Source organism: Sediminispirochaeta smaragdinae DSM 11293, assembly GCF_000143985.1.
Classification (GTDB): Bacteria; Spirochaetota; Spirochaetia; order DSM-16054; family Sediminispirochaetaceae; genus Sediminispirochaeta; species Sediminispirochaeta smaragdinae.
Genome location: NC_014364.1, coordinates 3,533,850 through 3,554,248 on the forward strand (window position 1 = coordinate 3,533,850; position 20,399 = coordinate 3,554,248).

General features: G+C 49.1%; 20 protein-coding genes. 12 read left to right on the plus strand and 8 right to left on the minus strand.

Translation table 11 applies throughout. The annotated features are described in order from the left end of the window. Positions 1-179: 179 nt before the first annotated feature. Entirely contained in the window at positions 180-995 is an 816-nt protein-coding gene (locus SPIRS_RS16605) for a methyl-accepting chemotaxis protein (RefSeq protein WP_013255844.1), read from the minus strand. A gap of 5 nt (positions 996-1,000) precedes the next feature. Further along, complete coding sequence (locus SPIRS_RS16610; protein ID WP_013255845.1) at positions 1,001-2,110, minus strand: FIST signal transduction protein; 1,110 nt, start codon at positions 2,108-2,110, stop codon at positions 1,001-1,003. A 179-nt stretch (positions 2,111-2,289) separates the two neighbouring features. Here SPIRS_RS16610 and SPIRS_RS16615 point away from each other — a divergent pair, with 179 nt between their 5' ends. Then, positions 2,290-2,970: a hypothetical protein gene (locus SPIRS_RS16615; protein WP_013255846.1), complete on the plus strand. Its 681-nt coding sequence runs from the start codon at positions 2,290-2,292 to the stop codon at positions 2,968-2,970. A 166-nt stretch (positions 2,971-3,136) separates the two neighbouring features. Further along, positions 3,137-4,117, plus strand: coding sequence for a YeiH family protein (locus SPIRS_RS16620; RefSeq protein ID WP_013255847.1), 981 nt, complete (start codon positions 3,137-3,139; stop codon positions 4,115-4,117). 78 nt (positions 4,118-4,195) lie between these two features. On the opposite strand, the gene SPIRS_RS16625 is transcribed toward SPIRS_RS16620, so the two are convergent. The 5 genes from SPIRS_RS16625 to SPIRS_RS16645 all read right to left on the minus strand — a co-directional run bounded on the left by SPIRS_RS16625 (position 4,196) and on the right by SPIRS_RS16645 (position 9,074). Further along, entirely contained in the window at positions 4,196-5,341 is a 1,146-nt protein-coding gene (locus SPIRS_RS16625) for a glycerate kinase (RefSeq protein WP_013255848.1), read from the minus strand. Position 5,342: 1 nt separating this feature from the next. Further along, a complete protein-coding gene (locus tag SPIRS_RS16630) occupies positions 5,343-5,978 on the minus strand; it encodes a tetratricopeptide repeat protein (protein ID WP_013255849.1) in 636 nt (211 codons plus the stop codon). 90 nt (positions 5,979-6,068) lie between these two features. After that, positions 6,069-7,412, minus strand: coding sequence for a GntP family permease (locus tag SPIRS_RS16635; RefSeq protein WP_013255850.1), 1,344 nt, complete (start codon positions 7,410-7,412; stop codon positions 6,069-6,071). Between the two features lie 26 nt (positions 7,413-7,438). Continuing rightward, positions 7,439-8,281, minus strand: coding sequence for an MBL fold metallo-hydrolase (locus tag SPIRS_RS16640; protein ID WP_013255851.1), 843 nt, complete (start codon positions 8,279-8,281; stop codon positions 7,439-7,441). Positions 8,282-8,381: 100 nt separating this feature from the next. Then, a complete protein-coding gene (locus SPIRS_RS16645; protein WP_013255852.1) occupies positions 8,382-9,074 on the minus strand; it encodes a FadR/GntR family transcriptional regulator in 693 nt (230 codons plus the stop codon). Positions 9,075-9,290: 216 nt separating this feature from the next. Between SPIRS_RS16645 and SPIRS_RS16650 the strand changes: the two genes are divergently transcribed. Genes SPIRS_RS16650 through SPIRS_RS16660 form a run of 3 tightly spaced genes read left to right on the plus strand, consistent with a single transcriptional unit; the run spans position 9,291 to position 12,530 of the window. Continuing rightward, the gene (locus tag SPIRS_RS16650; RefSeq protein WP_013255853.1) at positions 9,291-10,571 is read left to right on the plus strand and encodes an efflux RND transporter periplasmic adaptor subunit; all 1,281 of its coding nucleotides are present in this window, start codon (positions 9,291-9,293) and stop codon (positions 10,569-10,571) included. Position 10,572: 1 nt separating this feature from the next. Further along, a complete protein-coding gene (locus tag SPIRS_RS16655) occupies positions 10,573-11,343 on the plus strand; it encodes an ABC transporter ATP-binding protein (RefSeq protein ID WP_013255854.1) in 771 nt (256 codons plus the stop codon). Continuing rightward, on the plus strand, positions 11,340-12,530 hold the full coding sequence (locus SPIRS_RS16660) for an ABC transporter permease (RefSeq protein WP_013255855.1): 1,191 nt from the start codon (positions 11,340-11,342) through the stop codon (positions 12,528-12,530). Before SPIRS_RS16655 ends, SPIRS_RS16660 begins: the two co-directional genes overlap by 4 nt. A 31-nt stretch (positions 12,531-12,561) precedes the next feature. Here SPIRS_RS16660 and SPIRS_RS16665 read toward each other — a convergent pair whose 3' ends face one another. After that, positions 12,562-13,905, minus strand: coding sequence for an amidohydrolase (locus SPIRS_RS16665; RefSeq protein ID WP_245537608.1), 1,344 nt, complete (start codon positions 13,903-13,905; stop codon positions 12,562-12,564). 342 nt (positions 13,906-14,247) lie between these two features. Between SPIRS_RS16665 and SPIRS_RS16670 the strand changes: the two genes are divergently transcribed. From SPIRS_RS16670 to ybaK, 7 genes are all read left to right on the plus strand, one after another. After that, positions 14,248-15,345 carry an amino acid ABC transporter substrate-binding protein gene (locus SPIRS_RS16670; protein ID WP_013255857.1) on the plus strand — a complete coding sequence of 366 codons (1,098 nt, stop codon included), beginning with the start codon at positions 14,248-14,250 and terminating at the stop codon, positions 15,343-15,345. 81 nt (positions 15,346-15,426) lie between these two features. Then, positions 15,427-16,596, plus strand: a complete 1,170-nt coding sequence (locus SPIRS_RS16675) for an amino acid ABC transporter permease (RefSeq protein WP_013255858.1) — start codon at positions 15,427-15,429, stop codon at positions 16,594-16,596. After that, positions 16,589-17,662 (plus strand): amino acid ABC transporter permease, encoded by a 1,074-nt coding sequence (locus tag SPIRS_RS16680; protein ID WP_013255859.1) that lies wholly within the window; start codon positions 16,589-16,591, stop codon positions 17,660-17,662. Before SPIRS_RS16675 ends, SPIRS_RS16680 begins: the two co-directional genes overlap by 8 nt. Next, positions 17,659-18,459, plus strand: coding sequence for an amino acid ABC transporter ATP-binding protein (locus SPIRS_RS16685; protein WP_013255860.1), 801 nt, complete (start codon positions 17,659-17,661; stop codon positions 18,457-18,459). Before SPIRS_RS16680 ends, SPIRS_RS16685 begins: the two co-directional genes overlap by 4 nt. A gap of 28 nt (positions 18,460-18,487) precedes the next feature. Further along, positions 18,488-19,108 (plus strand): LysE family translocator, encoded by a 621-nt coding sequence (locus SPIRS_RS16690; RefSeq protein WP_013255861.1) that lies wholly within the window; start codon positions 18,488-18,490, stop codon positions 19,106-19,108. Positions 19,109-19,145: 37 nt separating this feature from the next. Continuing rightward, positions 19,146-19,751 carry a LysE family translocator gene (locus SPIRS_RS16695; protein ID WP_216086394.1) on the plus strand — a complete coding sequence of 202 codons (606 nt, stop codon included), beginning with the start codon at positions 19,146-19,148 and terminating at the stop codon, positions 19,749-19,751. A gap of 50 nt (positions 19,752-19,801) precedes the next feature. Then, the gene (gene ybaK / locus SPIRS_RS16700; protein ID WP_013255863.1) at positions 19,802-20,272 is read left to right on the plus strand and encodes a Cys-tRNA(Pro) deacylase; all 471 of its coding nucleotides are present in this window, start codon (positions 19,802-19,804) and stop codon (positions 20,270-20,272) included. Positions 20,273-20,399 lie beyond the last annotated feature (127 nt).

The following is a 20,399-nucleotide window of genomic DNA, read 5'->3' on the forward strand; positions in this document are numbered from 1 at the left end:
GTGATTAGGTAAAAAAAGAACATCGATGTAATCTTTTTAATACAATCAATTATTAGATTCAAGACATTAAATCCCAGCATCAAATACGAAGGGAAACAGATCAAACAGCTTTATATCGCCCAATTTCTTCCATAGAGACAGGGATATACCGATCTTTGCAGTAGGCTTTGAAAGGTGTACTAACGGAATTTACGGTTTACACCGGCGAGGTCGGCCTGAAAGGATAGAAGGATTTCCTCAATCTCGGTATTCGAAACCGCTGATTGGTCGATCATACGATTCAAGCTTTCCCGAAGGGAATCATATTCCTGAAACACATTGAGTATGGATTGCACATCTTCCTGAACTTCATCGGCACTATCTTTGCTCTTTTGAGTTGTTTCCAAAAGCTTTTGCAGGATTTCCCGGCTTGATGAGACTTCGGCACCGATGGACTGCATGATGTCCACGAGCTGAAAGATTAAGTCGATCATTTCATGCAGCTGTGCAGACGCCTGAGTAACGATCTCCCTGGATTGCTCCCCATGTCGCCGGATCTCTTTGGCGACAACAGCGAACCCCGCTCCTTCCGTTCCGACACGGGCAGCCTGAATCGAAGCATTCATTGCAAGAATATTCGTCATCTCGGACAAATCTTCGATTTCCTTCAGCTGCTTCTCCGCCTCTTCGGCTTTCAACTGCAAGGCCTGCCCGAGCTTATAGGAATCGCCGAAAGATGTATCGATATGAGAAAAATGCTCTTCCACATCTTCGATGTAGCCTCGGGAACGCAAGAAAACATCAAGCAAACGTTCCATTCGCTGCTGAAAGGTTGACCTGACGGTCCCAATGACCTCGGTTAATTTAGCGAATTGTTCATGCAAATACTGGATCGTAATATTCAGAAGCTGACTTCGCGATATAATTTCAAAAACGATCGCATTGATTTTACTCGCGAAGTAATGCAGTATCTTTTTCCCGTTGCTTATCCTGGTCGTCGCATGTGCTTGGCCCATTGTGTCTATCTCCCGATGAACAAGGCGGTAAGAGTCTGGTTGTGATGAGTGAACAATTCCTCTCCGTAGGTATTAAAGCCTATGTAAGGAAGGGATGAAAAAATCTGATGAAAGCTCTCCAATTTGCCATCCTCTTTCATTTCAAGATATCGAAGGACACAATTAAAAAGTATTACTCCCTGAATGGGATAGACATAGTCTTCGGCTTTTTTTAGTGCATCTCTGGCATTTGCAAGAATATCACCCTGCTTTAAGAGTTGCATTTTAGTGCCGGCCTCTATAAAGCAGTAGAATTGCAGTCCTTTCCCATCTATTACCGCATTGGGGCTTCTTGTATAAACCCTATCGCCGATAACCACCCCTAATGGATTCCGTGAAAAATGGATATGGTCGATTGCCTCCGGTCCCGGAAGATTCAGCAGCTTAGCGTAATAATCGGCGGCAGGCATGTGGTTTATTTCCCACACAATGCGCCGCTGAGGATCGGCACGGGTGATAAGGAACTCCTTCCCGGTAGGCAGATAATGGACAAAATGATCATAGAAAAAAGGAACCTTCATCTTCATTACCGCTACAGCCGCTCCGTCGCTGGACATTATAGAATTATGCGCAACCAATGTTTCGGTAAATGTTAGTTCATCTGCCGCTGCTCCGCCGACAATGGGGAAGGTGAACTTCTTTGCAGTGGTAAACTCTTTCATCAGCAACTCACCCAACGACAGTCCGTCGATAAGTACGATTCCAATGTAATCGGCGGGATTTACTTCACCTTCAGGAAGCTGAAGAGCAATATCCTCGACGATTTCACGTGCCGTCTGTCGCGGATGTGCTTTAACACCTTCACGAAAAGAGGAAACCACTGTTTCCACTTCATCAGAGGAAAGCGACATGGCCGTAAAACCTTTTTCCATCGGCCCGTTCGGTCCCCACCCACCGATCATCGATGAGCCGAGGCATACGGCCTCGGGAAACCACTGGTGGACGGTCGCCTCTATGTCCAACTTTTTATAATCGACAGAAAAAAAATACAAAACGATCCGAACATTTTCCTGCGAGATCGCCTGCAAGACCGGATCAATATCCTCTCCGGCTGTAGCCGCTGTAAGAACTGACATAGTATTTTGAACCCTCGTTGGAGCAGAATATACTAGAGCACTCACAATGACAATAAAAAAATACATGCATTGTCAAAAGAGAACCCACGTATCCCCGAAATTGCAGAAGCAATCGGTATGGAAATAAAGAAAGAAATGGTATATTCTCACTACAAAATATAATGAAGGACGACAGGCAAATGAGAAAAGTACGTTCAACGGTAGATGCCTTATCCTCGCCTTTGACGGGGAAAGGAATACGGCTTTCCGGTAAGGTCGTGAAGTACCTTTTGGGTCTTCTTATCCTTGCCATGGTTTCCGGCTGTACGATGCTGCCGGCATCAATTCGGAGCGAGGGCCCGGAACCAGGGACCGTGGGATTCTATGAAGTCACCCCGGTAGAAGGTAAGGTCGTAACGGATAATGTGACGGCCCGGAGAATGAGTACTCCGGGAGATCGCATCTACGTGTATCGCGTCGATGATGATATGGTGGTTCTTGGCGAAGGAAATACAAACCCAGAGGCCAAGGTAAAACCCTTCGATGAGGTAAGCGGTGGGGTTGTGATTACTCCCGACGGAGCAAAGCGACTTGCCTCTTATCTGGAAAAAGTAATCGCCCAGTACGATAGTACGGATAAACAGAACAGCTTGTACATGGACTTCCGCTTTTTGACCGACGGAACCATCGAAGAAGGCCAGGGAGAAGAGGTTACTACAAAGGAGAAGATCACTCTTCGTTTTCAATACATATTCAACAAGATGGCACTTGAAGATGAGGAAACGACCCTCTGCTATCTGGGAGGAAGAGCTTCAGCCTCACCAAAAGAATTGACATACAACGAAATCAAAATACTCATCTCGAACCTGCAAAAAAAGTAACCCCTCTATGCGGATACTCCGCCCTATGGCGGCGGAGCATCCGTGCCGTTGCTTCTTATGCTAGCATAATCAAGTTCATCATTCATAACATTTCATTATCAATTCAGCATAAAATATAATTATACATAAAGAGTTATTTTCTCTATCCTCCCGGCAAGGAGTTGCCATGAAATTGTTAAACATCTTGCCGGGCCTGGTAATGTGCATCATCATAGGCGGAGTCTCGTTTATAGTCGCTCGATATATTCCTCTGGGAAGTGTAACGATATCAATTCTGCTCGGAGTGCTTACCGCCAACATTGTAAGGCTTCCTGATATAACAAAAGCGGGAGTACGTTTTGCAGAAAAAAAGGTTTTAACCTGGGCTATTGCCTTACTCGGCCTGGAACTCGATTACCGCGTACTCCTTTCCCTGGGGTATTCCACTATTGTTATTATTCTTACAGGAGTCATCTTTACTATCGGTATGGGACTTTTTTGGGGAAAAATCTTAAAAGCGGAACGTAATCTCAGCCTGCTTGTGGGAATTGGAAATGCAGTCTGTGGAAGTTCTGCAATTGCCGCGGCTCAAGGGGTAATTAAGGCAGAAGAAGAGGATGTGGGTGTATCCATCGCCGTCATTAATCTTCTCGGGACAGTGGGAATATTTTTACTTCCCGGAATTTTCTTTGTGTGGAAGGGGTTCCCAAACGCAGGAAAGGGTATCCTTATAGGCGACACCCTCCAGGCAGTGGGACAGGTAACAGCGGCAGGCTTCTCTCTTTCAGATGCAATAGGGCAGACAGCAACAATAGTAAAAATGGGAAGAATCCTTCTCCTTACCCCATTGGTCCTTATCCTCGGGGGAATCAGGAAACGAAAAACGGGAGAAGATATTCGAGGTGAAAAACTCCCCGGCATACCGCTCTATATCCTTTTCTTTATCCTCTTCTCGGTTATCGGGTCAGTAGAAATGCTGCCGGCCCCGGCAACAGCGGCAATCAAGCTAATCAGCAAATTGCTTCTTACGGTGGCAATGGCAGGTATCGGCATGAAGATCACCCTCCACCAGCTTATCCGAGGCGGCAGAACCGCTCTCGGAATCGGCATGCTCACCTGGGGCTGCCAAATTGCTTTCAGCCTCCTGCTCATCATGCTTCTGCATTAGTATGATGTCAGTGTTCGGAATCCTGGTGATGTATATTCATAGCCGTTTGGATATGACAAAGGCTCCACAAAACATGATCTATACGGCGAGCCTCTTTCCAATGGTAAGCAATCGCGCTACCCGCTCTCCCGTCTCTACCAGGAGGCCCCGCCCTTTTTCCATAGCCTCGGCGAGCGTCATAGCCCTGTTCACAGTGCTGATTACCGCATCGATACCCACATCATACACAGCTTCAAAGTCATCACCGATATCCCCTACAATGGCAATGACCGGGATCTCTCCGGCCCTTTTTGTCCAAAGAGCGACCCCGGCAGGGACCTTTCCGAAAGGGGTCTGCCGGTCAAGTTTCCCTTCTCCGGTAATGACAAGGTCCGCATCCCGTACCAGCTCACTAAAATCAAGCATGCTCAGGACCGCATCAATTCCCGGCCGCAGTTCCGCACCCAACAAACCGACAAGCCCTCCGCCGAGGCCTCCGGCCGCCCCGCTGCCGGGAAGTTCGGCGATGGAGACATGGAGGTCACGCTCTACGATCTCGGCATAATGTGCCAGGGCCCGGTCCAGTTCTTTCACCATGGCGGGACTCGCTCCCTTCTGCGGTCCATAGGTAGCCGAAGCCCCCTGAGGACCGCAGAGGGGATTAGTGACATCACACGCCGTAATGAGTTTTATGTCTTTGATACGGGGGTCCATGCGGGAAACATCTATGGAATCAAGGGAAAGCAGTGCCGCCCCTCCCCGTTTAATCTCGTTTCCCGATTTGTCTTTCAAGGAAATTCCCAGTGCCTGCGCCATCCCTGCACCGCCGTCGTTTGTGGCACTGCCGCCGATACCAAGAAGGATCTCTTTGCAACCGGCATCCAGGGCGGCTTTCATAAGTTCTCCGGTTCCATACGTAGTGGAAAGAGAAGGGTCCCGCTTATTCTCCGGAACAAGAGGAAGACCAGAGGCAGCGGCCATCTCCAAAACGGCTTTTTGTCCCGGAAGCATCCCCCACTCCGCCTCTACTGTTCTTCCCAAGGGGTCTGTCACCCGGCAGCGTCGTTTTTCGCCTCCAAGGGCCCTTACCACGGTATCCGTTGTTCCCTCGCCTCCGTCGGCAATGGGAACGATATGATATTCCTGCTCGCCCAGAATCCGTTGCATGCCCTCTTTGATAGCCAAGCACACCTGCTCTGCAGAGTTACTTCCTTTGTAGGAATCTGTAGCTATGACGATCTTCATATTATATTTCCTTTTCAGCTTTTAAAAGATTTCCGGCGACAGCCTGATTATCTACGAGATCGAGGACCTTCCGGAAAAAGGCTGCCGCCTTATCGCTTTGATGCATATGATTCATATAAAGGCTCCCGATATTATTCAGGGATTCAATATCAGAAGGATCATATTCGGCCGCCTCAAGGTAGAGTTCCAGGGCCTTTGCAGGATCGCTTTTCATGAGAGAACGGGCCTCTTCTACTAAGCGTGCATTTTCCGCAATATGTGAATAGCGAGCTTCGTCCTTCAAAAGCTTCAATCGAAGCTGTATCAGCTTTTTCTCTTTCTCCGCAGGTTCCTCTTCCAAAGCCTTGTGGTACCACGAGACAGCCGACGATCCCTTACCCCAGTAATAATAGATATCAGCCAAAAGGCGGCATAAGCGGAGGCTCCTTCCAAAACGATCGATGCTCTGTGTAAGAAGGGCTTCGGCCTGATCGAATTTCTTTTGGGCCAACAAGACGACTCCCATATTGTAATTCAATCCCAATACGCCAGGCCGTCGTTTCATCATTTTTAACAGATACCGTTCAGCCTCTGCCCATTGGCTTTGCACCATGGCATTGAGCGTCCTTCGCTCGTAATAACGATCAAGAATTCCCATAGGCCCCTCGTGTAACTATTGCATCTAATAATACCGGACACATAATAGTATCCGGTATTATTCCGTTATGAAATCGTTTTTTCCTGGTGTTTAGATGAAGATGGCCCCGAGTATCATGATAACGATGATGGCTACAACTCCCTCCACAAGGGTAACCCCGGTTTGGGTTTTGTATGCCGTCGAGGTATCCATATCGGAAAATTGAGAAACGACCCAGAAGTAGCTATCGTTTGCATGAGAAACGGTCATGGATCCGGCACCGATGGCAAGGACCGTAAGGACCTTGGCAATCTCGGAAGTCATTCCCATGTCTCCCATAAGAGGAGCAATCATAGCAGAAGTAACAATCATCGATACGGTGGAAGCTCCCATAGCGGTTTTGAGAAGTGCCGCTATGATAAACGGAATGAGAAGGCCAGCATGCATCTTTATAAGTGAGCTGGAAAGAACATCGGCGATCGGAAGGGCCCGGAGCACCTGGCCCAGAGAACCGCCTGCACCTGTTATGGCAAGGATTCCTGCAGCGCTGACGATCCCTTCACTCATCCATTTGAATGAGGTACCTTTGGGTTCGGCTTTCGGGATAAGCGTTACCGCAAGGCCGATACCGAGAATAAGGGCGGTAACGGGATTTCCAATAAAATCGAAGAAAGACTTTGCAACTCCGGATCCAAATGGGGCCGAAGGAAAATCGGCAATAGATTTGAAAGCAATGAGGATGATGGGTAATAAGATCGGTGCAAAAGAGCGCAAAGCATTAGGGAGTTTCCCATACTTGTCCATCAGCTCATCGAGGGTCACCTCCGGATTGGCGGGGATATCGTATCTGCTGGAAATTTTCAACGCATAAAAGTAGCCGGCCAAAAGGACAGGAATCGAAACGGCAAGGCCGACTAAGATAACCAAGCCTAAATCGGCTTTTAGGGTCCCGGCCATGATAATGGGACCAGGTGTAGGTGGAACCAGACAATGGGTGGCATAAAGCCCAGAACTGAGACAGGTGGCCATAACGGCCAGTGAAATCCCCGATTTTTCCGCCAAGGCCCTATTAATAGGCGAAAGGATGACGAACCCTGAATCGCAAAAAACAGGAATACTAACCACGTAACCGGTAAGGCTCATGGTTAACGGAGCCCGTTTCTTTCCCACAACCTTTAGAATGGCATTTGCCATTGTCAATGCAGCACCGGTTTTTTCCAGGATGGTTCCAATGATTGTTCCCGCAAGAATAACAATCCCGATGCTACCGAGAATACTGCCAAAACCGGAGGTAATGGTACTGATCAAGTCGTCTACGGGTATACCACAGACAATTCCGACAAAATAGGCTGCTAAAAGCAGGACAACGAAGGGATGCCAGTTCAATTTTGAAATTAATAACACCATTCCCACTATGGCAATGATGACCGCAAGGAATAGATACCATCCAGGCATTTTCTCTCTCCTTTCTTAATCTGAGATTATTCGATACTTAAAGTTGAACCTGTACTATTTCTGAAAGAAGTATGACTCCGTTCTTCCAGAAACGAGACGGCCGCTTCTCCTGTACAGTGTGAAACTCCCATGATCGAGATCTTTCTCTTTATAAAATCGTTAATAACATAACGGATCCGCTGGCTTGAGGCTTCAACTAAATGGGTTCCCCCGAGAAGAGCATAGATAGGCTTATCAAAACGCTCTTCTACCGTATCAAGCATGTTGAGAATTCCAGGATGGGCACATCCCACAAGGACCACGAGTCCCTTTGCAGCTTCTACGACTAATAGCACTTCATCACGAAATTCATCGGGATACACCTGGCGTGTCGCATCATCCCAGAGAACAAACCGGGGATGTATAAGCTCTTCGGAATGAATTTTCTTAAAGTTCGTAACAATCCAGGCCCCCGGAGCAATTTCGGTAGTATCGGCTGTGACCTCTTTATGACTGATTGAACGGGTCTCAAGAAACAGTTCGTCAAAATCATTACCAAGATATTGGAGGGAAGGGCCATATATACCATATTTTTTCTCAAAAAACCCCTTCCCCGTCCATAACGTATACTGAGAATCGGGATACGCTTCGACAAAGGGGCGGAAGCCTCCTGTGTGGTCATAGTGACCATGGCTAAGAATTACATGGCGAACATGTCCAACATCAACTAACAGTTTATTTGCATTGTCAATAAATCTCCGACTGCTGCCGGTGTCGAAAAGAAGCATCTCCCCATCTTTGTCGATAAAGAATGAAAGCCCATGTTCTCCGGAAAGCCCCTTGTGCTCACCTATGGAATTCTCAATTAAGGTTGTTATTGTTATGCTCATTGGCGAAGCAATTTCCTTTCCACAAAGTTGTATGTTATCTGTTGTCTGACAAGTAAAGATTGTAAAAGCAAATCTCTTATCTGTCAAACTGTTTTTTATGCTATATATGAGTATAGGCCTTGATGTCTTCCAGGGCATTATGAAGATGGCCGGTCATGTGCCGTGCAGCTGCCACACCATCACCCACTTGAAGAGCCTTTAGAATTTCACCGTGCTCATCAACCGTTCGCTCCAACCGCCCCGGCATATTTAAACTGGCGAACCAGCCCTCATTCAGCGTTTTGGTCATGGTATTCATTAAAACAGAAAGCGTGCGGTTTTTTGTCATTTTGGCAATTAAAAGATGAAAGGCACTATCCTTCTCTATGGCTTCCACAAGGTTCTTCTGCCGGACAAAATCACAAAACAGAGAGTAATGCGCTGCCAATTCGGCAAGAGCCTCTTTACCTGCCCATTTGGCCGCCAACGAGGCGGCGTGGGGCTCTATAAGAAGACGAACTTCAAAATGCTCCTTCAATAGTTCCATGTTATCTACAACCCAACTTCGAATCGGACAATCATTCTCTTCGGGCGCACTTATGAAAATTCCCTTCCCCTGAAAAACCTTAACGATTCCGGTAACCTCAAGCATCCTTACCGCCTCACGGACAGAAGAGCGGCTTACCTCAAGTTTATTCGCTAACTCATTCTCACTATAAAGTTTATCACCCGGTTTCAGATGTTCAGAGTCGATAATCTCCTTGATTGCATCCGTAACCAGAAGCGAGACCCTTTCCTTTTTAAGCGATTTCATATGGGTCTATTGTACTCGCTAAGATAGCTTTCCATCAAGCAAGTACCAGGGCTCGGCCATAAAGAAGGCATCTTCATTTCTTTCGGGTACACAATTGTAAAGATTGCTTCGACAATGTAAACGTTCTGTAAAAGGTGGCCGCCGGCGGGATAGAGCCCGTTATCCAAGAGGGAAAAAAGTGCTTAGTATACCACCATCAGGTATCTGGGAGTATACATGAAGATGAATTTGACACAACAGCGCATCACGAAAAAAGAATTGCTGCTCGTCATGATAGGATTTGTCCTTCTATGTGCAGGATGCACCGAGAAAGCAGCAAAAACCCATTATGTCTTTACCACGATAGAACGAGGCGACATCGAGAATACCGTTACCAGCTCCGGCACTCTTGAGGCGGTAGGGACGGTGGATGTTCTTTCCCAGATGACAGGAACAGTCGAGAAAATCTATGCCGATTACAATGATGTCGTCACAAAAGGTGAACGCCTTATCGACCTGAATACCGAGATCCTGGAGATTCAGGAAAAGGAGGCGGAAGCCTCTGTCCTGGAAGCCCAGGCCACCTATGATCACACCCTTCTGGAATATAATAATAATGCAGGACTCCATGCAAAGAACATGTTATCGGACTTTGATCTCGATACCAGCAAGATGGAGCTTCATATTGCAAAGGCACAGTTGATGAGTGCAGAGGCCCAACTTAAACAGATCAACATCGAACTGGAACAGTACGCGCTTATACTCTCCCCCATTTCGGGAATTGTCCTGGAACGTGATGTCGAGGTTGGGGACACGGTGGTAAGCGGGACCAGCGCCACAACACTCTTCTCCCTGGCAAAGGATCTTTCGCAGATGGAAATCCATGTAGACGTGGATGAACTTGATATCAGCGAAATCACAAAGGGACAAGAGGTACGTTTTACCGTGGATGCCTATGCGGGAGACACCTTCTCCGGCAGTGTCCGGCAAATTCGCCTTGTCCCGACGACCGAAGACAACGTCGTTACCTATACGGTCATCGTGGATGCCGATAATCAGGAAAACAAGTTGCTGCCTGGAATGACGGCAACGGTTGATTTCCTTGTCGAACAGAAAAGTAACGTACTCCTTGTACCCAATGCGGCCCTCAGGTTCGAACCCGTGGAGGAAAAGAGTGAGCAAAAAGCATCCGATACGGCCTCAAAAAAGGGATTGTTTTCCTCCGCTATGCCCGGCGGGGGAATGGGGATGGGAGGCCCCCCCGGTGGCGGGCCCGGGAATAGGCCCGGAGGGACTCCTCCGGGAAACGCGGAAAACAAGGCGAAGAACGCCGCGGCGCCCATGGCTCCTCCGGCCGAAAATGGCGCAGAGATGAAAAACCTTTGGTATGTAAACGAAAAAGGCGAGCCTGAGTCCATCCCCGTCATGACCGGCGTCACGGACGGCATCCATACCGAAATTCTCGGACCCGACAATCTTGAGGGGCGGCAGATCATCGAAAAGGTAAAGGTCGAATAGCATGCCGATTATCGAAATGCACGGGGTAAAGCGGTTCTACGTCATGGGAGATATCACCGTAAAGGCGTTGCGGACCATCGACCTCTCCATAGAACAAGGCGAGTTTGTTGCGGTCATGGGCCCATCCGGTTCGGGAAAGTCCACCTTGATGAATATCATCGGCTGCCTGGATAAGCCTACGGACGGGGTTTACATGCTCGACGGCTTGAACACGAAAGAGGCGAAGATGGATGAATTCGCCGATATCAGGAATCAGAAGATCGGCTTTGTGTTTCAAGGCTTTAATCTCCTTTCGAGAACGACCGCCGTGGAAAATGTCGAACTGCCGCTCTTTTACAACAGAAAAAAGAGGATCTCCGATTCATTGAAAAGGGCGGAAGCAGCCTTGAAAAAGGTGGGGCTTGGAACGCGGCTTGACCACGTTCCGTCTCAACTCTCGGGAGGGCAACAGCAAAGGGTGGCCATTGCCCGGGCATTGGTAAACGACCCCGCCTTCATCCTTGCGGACGAACCGACCGGCAACCTTGATACCGAGACCACCATTGAAATCATGGCCCTGTTTCAGGAGCTCAACGATCAGGGAATCACCATTGTGATGGTGACGCACGAGCCGGATATGGCCTGTTATGTGAAAAGAATCATCACCATGCAGGACGGACTTGTTGTCTCCGACCGCCAAGTGAACGATAGGAAAAAGGCCTCCGAGGATCTGCAGGCCTGGCGGGTAAGCCACAGCCAGCTCTATAAAGAACAGGCGGAGGCACTTCCATGACGACGAAAATTCTCGCCAAACTTGCCGTCAGAAGCATCATGCGAAATAGAATGCGAAGTCTCCTAACATCTCTCGGAATCATCATCGGCGTGGGATCCGTCATCATCATGGTGGCCATCGGGGAGGGGTCGCAAAAACAGATTCAGGAACAGATCGAATCCATGGGAGCAAATCTCCTGATGCTATTCCCGCAGCGGGGAGATACTGCCAACAGGTTGAGTCTTAAAGACTCGGCAAAAATACGGAAAGAGAGCAGCTATCTTTCCTCGGTTTCAGGCAATATCAGAGAATCCGTTACGGTAGTCGGCGGCAACGGCGACTGGGGAACGACCCTCTACGGAGTGGAATCCGGTTATCTGCAGATCAAGCAATGGAGCATTGCCGAAGGGGATTTTTTTACAGACACCGATGCCGAACAGAAAAGGAAGGTTGTGGTTCTGGGCAGCACCGTGGCCCAGGAACTTTTCGGAAACGAGAATCCCATCGGTCGCAAGGTTAGGGTCAATATGACCCCGGTAACGGTTATCGGTGTACTTGAAAGCAAGGGGAACACCGCCATGGGAGACGATCAGGATGATGTGATTATGGCCCCCCTTGAAACCGCCTTATCACGTATGAGCAGGAAGGATTTTCTGGATACCATCGAGATGAGTGTCGTTTCCAAGGAGCTTATGGAACAGGCGGAAACGGAAATCGAACAGATTATGCGGGAATCCCATCGTCTGGCTGCAGGTTGGGATAACGACTTCAGAATCATGAACCAATCGGAAGTGATCGAAACAGCCTCCGAGACATCCAAGACTCTAACGATTCTCCTTGCGGCCATCGCCGGGGTTTCTTTGCTTGTCGGAGGGATTGGGATCATGAACATTATGCTGGTCTCTGTTACCGAACGAACGAGAGAAATCGGAATACGGATGTCCGTCGGAGCCCGGAAAAAGGATATTCTCCTCCAGTTTCTCTCAGAATCGATCCTGCTGAGCCTGATGGGGGGCATCATCGGTATCATCATCGCCGTTATTGCAGCCTTGTTCGTCAATCGGTTTGCAAACATTCCCACCGTGATCGATCCGATCGTCGTCATCGTTTCGGCCCTGTTCGCCGCCGGAGTGGGAATCTTTTTCGGGTACTATCCGGCAAGAAAAGCGGCAAATCTCTATCCCATTGAAGCGCTGCGATATGAGTAAAAGCGGACACGATCGCTGCGGCCGTTGATTATCACACTACTGTTCGCATTCCGTTGTTTAAGGATAAAAGCAGCCAAGAAATCGTTGTTACGGCAATGGGAAGGCTCCTTTCATCGATATCGAACGCCGAATTGTGGTGTGTTTCTTTCATGTCGGTTCCGTACAGCATGAACAAGGCCTTCCCTCCCCTCCTCTGTACCGCTTTCATGAAGTAGGTATAATCTTCACTTCCCGCCAGAAGAATAGGCTCGGAGACGATCGCTTTGATATGCCTATTCTCGGCAACGATCTTTTCGGCATATTCGATAAAATCCTGATTTCCGACCGCAGTTTCAGACGCTCCCATGAAGACTATCTTCTTTTGTACCTCATACATTTTTGCTGCCGCATCGACGATCCTCAGCACCCGTTCTTTTACATACTCGTTAATTTCCGATGTGGAGCCTCGAGTTTCAAGTGACATAAAGGCTGTGGCGGGTATGACGTTCCTGCCCGTACCGGCGTTCAGACATCCGACATTCACCATGCTTTTTCCCTTGCTGTGGGCCGAAATGCTGTGGATATTGGCCGTTGCCGTCACAGCGGCAAGCAAAGCATTTTTTCCACGTTCGGGAGCCCCTGCGGCATGACTCGATTTCCCCTCATAGTAGACATCGATCTTTGTAGTGGCAAGAAACCCTGCCAAACGAAACGACACTTTGCCACATGCATGAGGAACTATTCCTATATGGCCACCGATCATGTAATCAACATCATCGACAATTCCGGAAGCGGCCATTGCCTTTGCTCCTCTAACCCCTTCCTCCGCAGGCTGAAAGATTAGTTTAACTGTTCCGTGTAGTTCATGCTTCAACGTTGCCAGGGTTTCCGCCACACCAAGACCTATGGCAGCATGGGCATCATGCCCGCAGGCGTGCATCATATTCGGATTCACCGAAGCAAAGCCCTCGGTAAAGGGAAAATGCCCGGGATCATTCGATTCCTGAACCTGCACCGCGTCAATATCAAAACGGGCGGCCCGTACAGGTCCGTCTCCATTCTTTATGATACCAACAACGGCCGTAAAACCATTCTTCACGAGTTCGGCATATTCGGGGTCGGCGCCTTGCTCCAGGGCCCGGAGATAGTGCATCTCCAGGGTCTCGGGATCGGGCAGCCCCATCCTTTCGGAGGCTTTGAGAACAGAAGCTCCTACCCTGACCTCATAGCCCAGCTGGTCGAGCCTTCGTGCAATCAAAGAGGCTGTTCTAACCTCGATCCACCCCGTCTCGGCGTATCGATGGAAATCTCTTCGATACGTAAGTATCCTCTTTGATAGATCATTTACAATTGTTTCTATACGGTGAACCATTTTTATACCTTTATCATCTACCATTGACGTAATCACTATATTCGAATCAAACATCAAGGAACAGAGGGAAAGGCTACTACCCCCACGTTCTCCCAAACGATGACAAAAGGGGGTAAGAAGAGTATTATATTCCATACATATTTGTAGTACAGTTTTATGTTTGTTACATTTACGTATGTTTATAATGGACAATAATTCCTCCTGAAAATCCGATTACCATTTCTTTTTCACAAAAATGAAGGATTAAGAGGACTTTTTCTTAAAAAACCATCACTTTTACTCTATTTTTCGCTTTTTCTCACAATATAACCACCATCTGGTACGGATATTGCATATATATCTAAAACTAAAAGGATGGAGAGAAAAATGGTAAACAAACGATCAAGACGCACATCCCTTTGGGGTCTATTCCTTGCCCTATTCGTGACAATTGCGCTGGCTTCCTGCGGATCTTCGAAATCCGAAGAGCCAGCGGCAGAGGAATCAGCGACGGCGGCCCCGGAAACGGGTAAATCGACCTTGGAGCTGGTGAAGGAACGGGGCAAGGTCATCGTGGGGGTAACAGCGGGAGTCCCCGGATATTCGGCCCCCGACAGCGAAGGCATATGGCAGGGTTTCGACGTCGATCTTGGAAGAGCGGTTGCCGCCGCCGTACTCGGAGATCCCGACGCGATCGAATGCCGTCCTTTGAGTGCAAAGGAACGCTTTACCGCGCTTCAGTCGGGTGAAATCGACGTGCTTGTCCGTGTCACAACCTGGACAGCGACCCGGGACAGCCAGCTGGGCGTAAACTTTGCCGGTGTCAACTATTATGACGGTCAGGGCTTCATGGTCGCCAAAGACTCGGGGATTACCTCCTTGGCAGATCTCGATGGGGCAACCGTCGCGGTGCAGTCAGGAACGACTACCGAGCTCAACCTCTCCGATTATTTTCGAAAAAACAATATGGACTTCGAGCTGATTACCTTCGAAAAGAACGATCAGGCATCGGCGGCCCTTGAAGCGGGACGAGCCGACGCGGTCACCAGCGACCAGTCACAGTTGTACGCCCTCAGAACCAAATTCAAGGAACCTGAAAACTTCATCATGCTTCCCGAACTGATCTCGAAAGAACCTTTGGGGCCGGTTGTCAGGCAGGGCGACGATGAATGGTTCAATATTGTGAAATGGACCCTCTTCGCCATGCTCAATGCCGAGGAATACGGTATTACCTCGGATAATGTGGACGAAATGAAGGAGACGAGCGACAACCCCAACGTCAAAAGGCTGCTCGGCTCCGAAGGCGGTGTATGGGAGGGCTTCGGCCTGGAGAGCAACGCCGGTTACAACATCATCAAATATATCGGCAACTATGGTGAAAGCTTCGAACGAAACCTGGGAAGCGGTTCACCACTGAACATATCCAGGGGACTCAACGCCCTGTGGACCAAGGGAGGAATCCAGTACGGAATGCCTATCCGATAGCGTGCACTCCTTCGGTCCGTGTTGCAAGCCGTCCGACATCAGTCGGGCGGCATCTTTACGATCACAGGAATTGGTATCCGTATGAACAGAACAAAAACACGAAGCATAACAATACAGACGACGATCATCATAGCCCTGATAGCGATCTTCACCTTTTTCGGGTATAACTACATTCGAAATATTACCAGCAGGAATATCGGCATCGGATTCGGCTTCATGCACGAAACCGCCGGGTTTTCCATCAGCCAAACCCTGATTTCCTACACCGAATCGGATACCTTTGGCAGAACCTTCGTTATAGGCCTGCTTAATACCCTGGTAGCCTCGATAATCGGCATTGTGCTGGCTACCCTCCTCGGCTTTCTGATCGGGCTGATGCGCTTATCAAAAAACAAACTGATCCATAATGTTGCGGTCGTCTATGTCGAAGTGCTTCGGAATATACCACCGCTTCTGCATGTCCTTTTTTGGTACCAGGTCGTCTTTCTCAATGTCCTGCCCCCCTTTAAAGAATCGTTCAAGCTGGGCAACTGGCTCTACATAAATGTACGGGGTATTACCATACCCTCTTTTATTCCTCAAACAAGCGCTACGACCTTCAGGATTCTTTTTTTCGTCTCCATTGTTGCAATCTTCTACATTGGATATGTAAAAAAGAAGATGGTCCTTCGGGGAGTACACAAAAAACTGTGGCCGCTCCAGCTGGCAATCCTCCTGGCTCTGGTCCTTTTCGCGGCCATTGCCAAACCGTTTCAGATCGTGCTTCCGGAAATTACGAAATTCAAATTTTCGAGCGGAACAACAATCAGACCGGAACTTTTTTCCGTGGTGGTTGCCCTGGGAACATACACCTCGACCTATATCTCCGAGGCCGTCAGGAGCTCCATCATAGCGGTCCCCAAGGGGCAGCTGGAGGCGGCAAAGAGCCTCGGCTTTAACCGATACAGGAGGCTCCAGCTCATTATCATCCCCCAGGCGATGAGAACGATGATACCGCCGGTCACCAACCAGTATCTGAATCTTATCAAAAACACATCCCTCGGGATGGCGGTTGCCTACCCCGATCTTACATCGGTCTTTGCCGGTACAACCCTTAATCAGACGGGACGGGCCCTGGAGGTGATGTCCCTGGTCATGCTTACCTATCTCTCCATTAGTCTCGTAACCTCACTGCTGATGAATTGGTACAACCGCTCAATCATCAACAAAAAGGGAGAGATGTTGGCAAAAGAGGAGGTCCCCCTTGACTGACAAGATAAAAAATCTGCTTAAGACCATAAAGCGGGATTATTTTAATTCTCCCTTTACTATTATGTTGTCTCTGGTCATACTCTACCTTGCCGTACGGCTCGGTATATGGCTGATCCAGTGGGCCTTTATCAATGCGGTATGGAGCGGAGAAAACCGGGAGGTGGCCGTCAAAAACGGAGCGACATGGGCATTTATCAGGGCAAAAATCCGTTTTTTCATCTTCGGCTTCTACCCAAAGGATCAGATATGGAGAATCATCATCACCTTCCTGATTATGGCACTCTCCTTCATCCCCTATTTCATGAAGAAGATACACCACAAGGTGTTGGTCTTCGCCTCCCACATGCTTATCTGGCCGATCGTCATCATCTTTTTTCTCTCCGGAGGGGCTGGCCTGGAAAAGGTTTCCACGAACGACTGGGGAGGACTCACCCTCACCCTGATTCTTTCGAGCCTGGGGCTCCTCTACTCCTTTCCTATCGGTATAGCCCTTGCCCTTGGACGAAGGAGTTCCTGGCCGGTCATCCGGGGGCTTAGTGTAGCGTATATCGAGTTCTTCAGGGGAATCCCCTTGATAACGATCCTTTTCATGGCCTCGGTGGTTGTTCCCTTTTTTCTGCCGCCTCAGATATCCGTTGATAAAATCATCAGGATCATAGTCGGTATGACCTGCTTTCAGTCCGCGTATCTGGCCGAGGTGATACGGGGCGGACTGCAGTCCATTCCCAAGGGACAGTATGAAGCATCGGATTCTCTCGGCTTCGGTTTCAGTTTGCAGCAGTACCTCATCATCCTTCCCCAGGTGCTCAAGGTCACCGTTGCAAACATCGGCGGAATTTCCATTTCCTTTCTGAAGGATACCACCCTTGTTCTCATTATCGGAATGTTCGATTTGCTTGGCATGGTCAGCCCCCTTGCCAGCGACAGCAATTGGCTCGGTATGGAACCCGAGGGATATCTCTTTGCCGGACTTATCTACTGGCTTATCTGCTTCACTATATCGCGGATTACCAATCGCATAGAAGAAAAAGTACACACCTTACCTGCAGTAGGAGGAACAACATGAAACAGGCAGTAATGACGGCAGAAGCCCCCATCGTTCCGGCTTCACATGCGTCAAGCCACGAGCGAATCATCGCCATAAAAGAGCTGAATAAATGGTTTGATGAGTTCCACGTACTGGTGGATATCGATCTCAATGTCGATAAAGGAGAGAAGATCGTCATTTGCGGCCCCTCGGGCTCGGGGAAATCGACCCTGATCAGATGTATCAATCGCCTTGAAAAACATCAGAGGGGATCAATCAACGTAATGGGCCATGAACTTACCGACGATACAAAGGATGTTTCGCGTATCAGGCAGGAGGTGGGAATGGTATTCCAGAGCTTTAATCTCTTTCCTCACCTTAGCATCCTGCAAAACCTGACCCTCGCACCAATCTGGATCAGAAAGATGTCTCAGCGTGATGCAGAAAAGATCGCCTGGAAGTACCTTAAGCGGGTCAATATCGCCGAGCACGCCCATAAATTCCCATCGCAGCTTTCGGGAGGGCAGCAGCAGCGGGCGGCCATTGCCCGAAGCCTTTGCATGCAGCCGAAGATCATGCTCTTTGACGAACCGACATCGGCTCTTGACCCGGAAATGGTGAATGAGGTACTAGATGTTATGGTTACCCTTGCGGAAGAGGGGATGACCATGCTCTGTGTCACCCATGAAATGGGATTTGCCAGGAGGGTTGCAGATCATGTCATTTTTATGGACGAGGGAAAGATTGTAGAACGTCAGGTGCCGGAAAAGTTCTTTTCCGAACCCGAGAACGAGCGCACCCGCAAATTCCTCAAGCAGATCCATGCAATTTCGTAAATGTGGCAGAATAAGGAGCTTATAGATTATGACACTGATGAGTATTCTCGGCTTCGCCCTGGCGATGTTTATCTTAACGGCCACCCCCGGCCCCGGAGTTTTGGCCGTGGTAAGTCAATCGCTACGGGCCGGATTTAAAAGCAGTATTGTTATGATCGCAGGAATCGTTACCGGCGATCTTTTCTATCTTACCTTTGCAATCTTCGGACTGAGCTTTATCGCCCGCAGCATCTCCCCGCTCTTTACCCTCATACGGATCGCCGGCGGACTGTACATGATCTTCATCGGCGTAAGAGCCATCGTGCAAAAAGAACCAGGAGAATTAAGCGAGGGCAATGGCCGCAAGGGCTCTTCAACCTACCTCAGCGGCCTTTTCCTTACCCTCTCGAATCCCAAGGTCGTTGTTTTTTACTGCGGCTTTCTTCCCACCTTCCTCGATCTGGAAACGCTGAGATTCTCCGACGGCCTTATCATCTCTGCTCTTGTGATGACGATTCTCGGTACGGTGATGCTGCTCTACGCAAAGCTTGCGGATTATATCCGGAGCTTGATCAGAGGGCCGCGGAGCATGCGGCTGATCAATGCATCGGCGGGAGGTTTCATGACCGCGGCAGGAACGCTCCTGGTGGCAAAAACGGTAAGCCGGTAGAATCATGTTCGGTATTGTGCACTATCCGGAGTTCATCATGTCGGGAATCATTTTGAATTTGATTCCCGGTTCCGACACCATCTACATTTTGACCCGAAGTATCGCCCAGGGAAGGAAGGCGGGTTTCTATTCGACCCTGGGGATCTCCAGCGGCATCCTGGTTCATACAAGCTTTGCAGCCCTGGGCCTCTCGGCCATTCTGGCCCAATCCGCAGTGGCCTTTTCCATCGTAAGCTATTGCGGTGCGCTCTACCTGCTTTTTCTCGGCATTCGAACCCTCGTCTCCAGATCCACCCAGGCCCTCACCATTCCTGAAAAAGAGGAAAAGAGGGGAACTGCCTTCAGGCTTTATCGACAAGGTTTTCTCACCAACCTGCTCAACCCGAAGGTTGTGCTCTTTTTTCTCTCCTTTCTGCCCCAATTCATCGATCCCCATACTGCCCATGGGATAGGCGGCTTTCTCCTGCTTGGGATGACCTTTCTGACAACCGGAACCCTTTGGTGCCTCGCCCTTGCCTGTGCCGCATCCAGGATTTCCGCAGGTCTGCGTAGCAACCGGACATGGGGAAACTACCTCCAGAAGACAAGCGGAGTGATATTTATCCTTCTGGGAGCAAAGTTATTGGTACACAGCCATTCATAGCCACTTTTCCGTTACTCCGTTTTTCGTTACAACTGGAAGAAAGGATCAGCATGATGGAAAAGACAAATGCCATGCGCCTGCTGGAAAGCCATGGAATCAACTATTCACTCCAAAGCTACGAGGTCGACGAGGAGAACCTGAGTGCCAAGGCAGCCGCGGCCAAGGCTGGTCTTGATCTCGACAGGGTCTTCAAAACTCTTGTTCTGCGCAGTTCTTCCGGTGATATCTTCGTATGCGTCATCCCAGGTTCCTGCGAGTTGGATCTCAAGAAAGCGGCGCAGGTATCCGGATCGAAGAAGGCGGATCTTGTCCCCGTAAAAGAGATAAAGCAGCTCACCGGCTATATTCGGGGAGGCTGTTCCCCGATTGGCATGAAAAGGCACTACCCGACCTTTATCGATGAAAGTTGTACCTTGTATGAGGCGATCTATGTCAGCGCCGGGACAAGGGGACTCCAGGTCAGCATAGCGCCGAGGGATCTGATACACATCACCTCATCGGATGTTGCCGATCTTGTGTGAGGGATCCATCTGGACAAGGGCGCTATAGTATCACCTCAAATCAAGGCAAAATAGTTCCCAATTTCCGCAAAATCATACCAATGGCCGACTACCGCCCAAAGTAAGAGGCCTCTATCCTTTTTTCAGA

Coding starts and splice junctions, on each gene's coding strand:
- SPIRS_RS16660 (WP_013255855.1), top strand. CDS start 11,340: ATGACGACGAAAATTCTCGCCAAACTTGCCGTCAGAAGCATCATGCGA.
- SPIRS_RS16620 (WP_013255847.1), top strand. CDS start 3,137: ATGAAATTGTTAAACATCTTGCCGGGCCTGGTAATGTGCATCATCATA.
- SPIRS_RS16685 (WP_013255860.1), top strand. CDS start 17,659: ATGAAACAGGCAGTAATGACGGCAGAAGCCCCCATCGTTCCGGCTTCA.
- SPIRS_RS16690 (WP_013255861.1), top strand. CDS start 18,488: ATGACACTGATGAGTATTCTCGGCTTCGCCCTGGCGATGTTTATCTTA.
- SPIRS_RS16610 (WP_013255845.1), bottom strand. CDS start 2,110: ATGTCAGTTCTTACAGCGGCTACAGCCGGAGAGGATATTGATCCGGTC.
- SPIRS_RS16640 (WP_013255851.1), bottom strand. CDS start 8,281: ATGAGCATAACAATAACAACCTTAATTGAGAATTCCATAGGTGAGCAC.
- SPIRS_RS16605 (WP_013255844.1), bottom strand. CDS start 995: ATGGGCCAAGCACATGCGACGACCAGGATAAGCAACGGGAAAAAGATA.
- SPIRS_RS16650 (WP_013255853.1), top strand. CDS start 9,291: ATGAAGATGAATTTGACACAACAGCGCATCACGAAAAAAGAATTGCTG.
- SPIRS_RS16645 (WP_013255852.1), bottom strand. CDS start 9,074: ATGAAATCGCTTAAAAAGGAAAGGGTCTCGCTTCTGGTTACGGATGCA.
- SPIRS_RS16675 (WP_013255858.1), top strand. CDS start 15,427: ATGAACAGAACAAAAACACGAAGCATAACAATACAGACGACGATCATC.
- SPIRS_RS16635 (WP_013255850.1), bottom strand. CDS start 7,412: ATGCCTGGATGGTATCTATTCCTTGCGGTCATCATTGCCATAGTGGGA.
- SPIRS_RS16630 (WP_013255849.1), bottom strand. CDS start 5,978: ATGGGAATTCTTGATCGTTATTACGAGCGAAGGACGCTCAATGCCATG.
- SPIRS_RS16695 (WP_216086394.1), top strand. CDS start 19,146: ATGTCGGGAATCATTTTGAATTTGATTCCCGGTTCCGACACCATCTAC.
- SPIRS_RS16615 (WP_013255846.1), top strand. CDS start 2,290: ATGAGAAAAGTACGTTCAACGGTAGATGCCTTATCCTCGCCTTTGACG.
- ybaK (WP_013255863.1), top strand. CDS start 19,802: ATGATGGAAAAGACAAATGCCATGCGCCTGCTGGAAAGCCATGGAATC.
- SPIRS_RS16625 (WP_013255848.1), bottom strand. CDS start 5,341: ATGAAGATCGTCATAGCTACAGATTCCTACAAAGGAAGTAACTCTGCA.
- SPIRS_RS16670 (WP_013255857.1), top strand. CDS start 14,248: ATGGTAAACAAACGATCAAGACGCACATCCCTTTGGGGTCTATTCCTT.
- SPIRS_RS16665 (WP_245537608.1), bottom strand. CDS start 13,905: ATGGTAGATGATAAAGGTATAAAAATGGTTCACCGTATAGAAACAATT.
- SPIRS_RS16655 (WP_013255854.1), top strand. CDS start 10,573: ATGCCGATTATCGAAATGCACGGGGTAAAGCGGTTCTACGTCATGGGA.